Annotated in this window: 4 protein-coding genes; all 4 read left to right on the top strand. The window is 39.0% G+C overall.

The window, feature by feature from the left end; genetic code table 11:
- A partial coding sequence (locus tag AC1DSB_RS16430) for an aminotransferase class III-fold pyridoxal phosphate-dependent enzyme (RefSeq protein ID WP_477587130.1) occupies window positions 1-644 on the top strand: 644 nt, incomplete at its 5' end.
- A gap of 81 nt (window positions 645-725) precedes the next feature.
- A complete protein-coding gene (locus AC1DSB_RS16425; protein WP_016428973.1) occupies window positions 726-1,970 on the top strand; it encodes a Glu/Leu/Phe/Val family dehydrogenase in 1,245 nt (414 codons plus the stop codon).
- Window positions 1,971-2,086: 116 nt separating this feature from the next.
- Entirely contained in the window at window positions 2,087-3,250 is a 1,164-nt protein-coding gene (locus tag AC1DSB_RS16420) for an iron-containing alcohol dehydrogenase (protein ID WP_477532416.1), read from the top strand.
- 102 nt (window positions 3,251-3,352) lie between these two features.
- A partial coding sequence (locus AC1DSB_RS16415; RefSeq protein ID WP_477587131.1) for a YugN family protein occupies window positions 3,353-3,525 on the top strand: 173 nt, incomplete at its 3' end.

Genomic DNA, 3,525 nt, shown 5'->3' with positions numbered 1-3,525 from the left:
CACCGAATACAGCGGCATTCTTGATTGAACCAATTCAAGGGGAAGCAGGCATTGTCATTCCTCCAGCCGGATTCATGAAAGCTGCTCGTGAACTTTGTCGCGAAAACAACGTCCTATTTATTGCAGATGAAATTCAAGCAGGACTATGCCGTACTGGTAAAATGTTCGCATGTGAATGGGAAGATGTTGATCCAGATATGTACATTTTGGGTAAAGCACTTGGCGGAGGAGTATTCCCAATCTCTTGCGTAGTAGCCAACAAAGAAATTCTTGAAGTTTTTAACCCTGGATCTCATGGTTCAACTTTTGGTGGGAACCCAATGGCATGTGCAGTATCGATTGCTTCTTTGAATGTATTGACAGAAGAGAAGTTAGCAGAACGCTCTGAAGAACTAGGAAACTATTTCAAAGATGCACTGTCAAAAATCGAACATTCTTCTATTAAAGAAGTACGTGGTCGCGGATTATTTATCGGAATGGAACTAAACACAGAAGCTCGTCCTTATTGTGAGGAATTGAAAGAGCTTGGACTTTTATGTAAAGAAACGCATGATACGGTCATTCGTTTTGCTCCTCCATTGGTTATTACAAAAGAAGAATTGGACTGGGCAATCGAAAAAATTCAAAAAGTATTCAATAAATAATATTTAGTGTTAAAAAATAAAAATAATTATGTTACAATGATTGCGACGTAATCATTATGAATAAAGAGGCGAAACTAAAAAATGGCTGAAAATCTAAACCTGTTCACATCAACACAAGATGTTATTCAGGACGCTCTTAACAAACTTGGATATGATGAAGGAATGTTTGAACTTTTAAAAGAACCATTGCGTATGCTTGAAGTGCGTATTCCAATTAAAATGGATGATGGTAAAGTAAAAGTATTCACGGGTTATCGTGCTCAACATAACGACGCTGTAGGACCTACTAAAGGTGGCGTACGTTTCCACCCGGAGGTTTCTGAAGATGAAGTGAAAGCATTATCAATGTGGATGACATTGAAATGCGGAATCGTTGATTTACCTTATGGTGGTGGTAAGGGCGGAATTATTTGCGACCCTCGAAAAATGTCGATGAACGAAATTGAAAAACTTAGTCGTGGCTATGTTCGCGCGATTAGTCAATTTGTGGGACCAACTAAAGATATTCCAGCTCCAGATGTATTTACAAATTCACAAATTATGGCTTGGATGATGGATGAATATAGCCGTATTGATGAATTTAACTCACCAGGTTTCATTACTGGTAAACCAATTGTTCTTGGAGGTTCTCAAGGACGTGAACGCGCTACTGCCCAAGGTGTAACAATCTGTGTGGAAGAAGCTGCAAAAAAACGCGGTATCGATATGAATGGGGCGCGTGTGGTCATTCAAGGTTTCGGTAATGCTGGTAGTTTCTTAGCTAAGTTTATGAGTGATGCAGGAGCTAAAGTAATCGGAATCTCAGATGCATACGGAGCTTTACATGATCCGAATGGTTTAGATATTGATTATTTACTGGATCGCCGTGATAGTTTTGGAACGGTAACAACATTGTTCGAAAATACAATCTCTAATAAAGAATTACTTGAATTAGATTGCGATATTTTAGTACCGGCAGCAATTGAAAATCAAATTACTTCTGAAAACGCACACAACATTCGTGCGAGCATCGTAGTAGAAGCTGCAAATGGCCCGACTACTACTGAAGCTACAAAAATACTAACTGATCGAGGCATTTTACTTGTTCCTGACGTACTTGCTAGCGCAGGTGGTGTTACAGTATCTTATTTTGAATGGGTTCAAAATAATCAAGGTTATTACTGGACAGAAGAAGAAGTAAATGAAAAACTTTATAAAAAAATGGTGGACGCATTTGAAAATGTTTACACTGTTTCAACAACACGCAACATCAACATGCGTTTAGCGGCATATATGGTTGGTGTTCGTAAAACTGCAGAAGCTTCTCGCTTCCGTGGTTGGGTATAAAAATAAACGCGTCTTGTCTCTTTGGAGACAAGGCGTTTTTTCGTTTATTTTAAGCTCTTTTCTTTGATTTTACGGGCGATTATGTACATAATACTCAATAGAGGAGCGTGATAAAAATGAATGCATTTTCATTTTATAACCCTGTTAAATTGATTTTTGGTAAAGGGCAACTTGAACAGATCAAACAAGAATTACCTACATACGGCAAAAAAGTACTGCTCGTTTATGGTGGCGGAAGTATTAAGAAAAATGGTCTATATGAAGAAGTAATGACCACTTTAAAAGCGGTGGATTTGGAAGTATTTGAATTGAGTGGAGTGGACCCGAATCCACGAATCTCAAGCGTCCGAAGAGGCGTAGAAATTTGTAAGAACGAAAATATCGATGTTTTACTTGCGGTAGGGGGCGGCTCTGTCATTGATTGTACGAAGCTAATTGCTGCTGGTGCAAAATATGATGGAGATGCTTGGGACTTTGTCAGTCGTAAAGCAGTACCTGAAACGGCATTGCCTTTTGGTACAGTATTGACATTGGCTGCAACTGGTTCTGAAATGAATGCGGGATCGGTTATTACTAATGAAGAGACACAGGAAAAATACGGATGGGGCAGCCCATTGGTATACCCTAAATTCTCTATATTAGATCCTACATACACTTTCTCAGTTCCGCAAGATCAAACGGTTTATGGAATTGTGGATATGATGTCTCATATTTTTGAACAATATTTCAATAACGCTACGAGTACACCGGTTCAAGATGAAATGTGTGAAGGCGTATTGCGTGCCATTATGGAAACTGCACCAAAACTACTGAACAACTTACACTCGTATGAACATCGTGAAACCATTCTTTTCTCAGGAACAATTGCTTTAAACGGCATGTTGCAAATGGGGTACCAAGGAGACTGGGCAACTCACGATATTGAGCATGCAGTATCAGCAATTTATGATATTCCCCACGCAGGTGGACTAGCAATTCTTTTCCCACATTGGATGCGTCATAATATCAAAGTTGATCCAGAACGTTTTGCCAGATTGGCGGTTTATGTATTTGGCGTAGAGCCTGAAGGCAAGACGGTTGATGAAATAGCAAATGAAGGAATCGATAACTTGCGTGCTTTTTGGACTTCAATAGGAGCGCCCGAGACACTTGCTGACTATAACATCGACGATTCTAAAATTGAATCGATGGTTGAAAAAGCTATGGTTTACGGTCCATTCGGAAACTTCGTACCATTAGAAGCAGGCGATGTACGCGCTATTTTAAAAGCTTCACTTTAATAAATGAAGTAAACTGTACTCGTGATTGATGTTTTCTTTTCCAGTTACGAATAAAACCATACTCCTCCTGTCCATTCTAATAGAAGACGGGAGGTTTTTTATTTGATAGAACTTAATTCTTCAATAGAAGGAAGACGTTTTGAAAAAGGTCACCTAGAAGAGTTTTTAACAAGTCATGGATTTACGGTAGGTGGAGGTTGGGATTACGACCATGCCTATTTTGATTATGTTTTTCAAAAGACACCATATTACGATGTCTTACGAATTCCGGTAAC

It is taken from the genome of Paenisporosarcina sp. P4_E4_2 (assembly GCF_056401595.1).
This window is presented reverse-complemented; position numbering and strand designations above follow the sequence as displayed.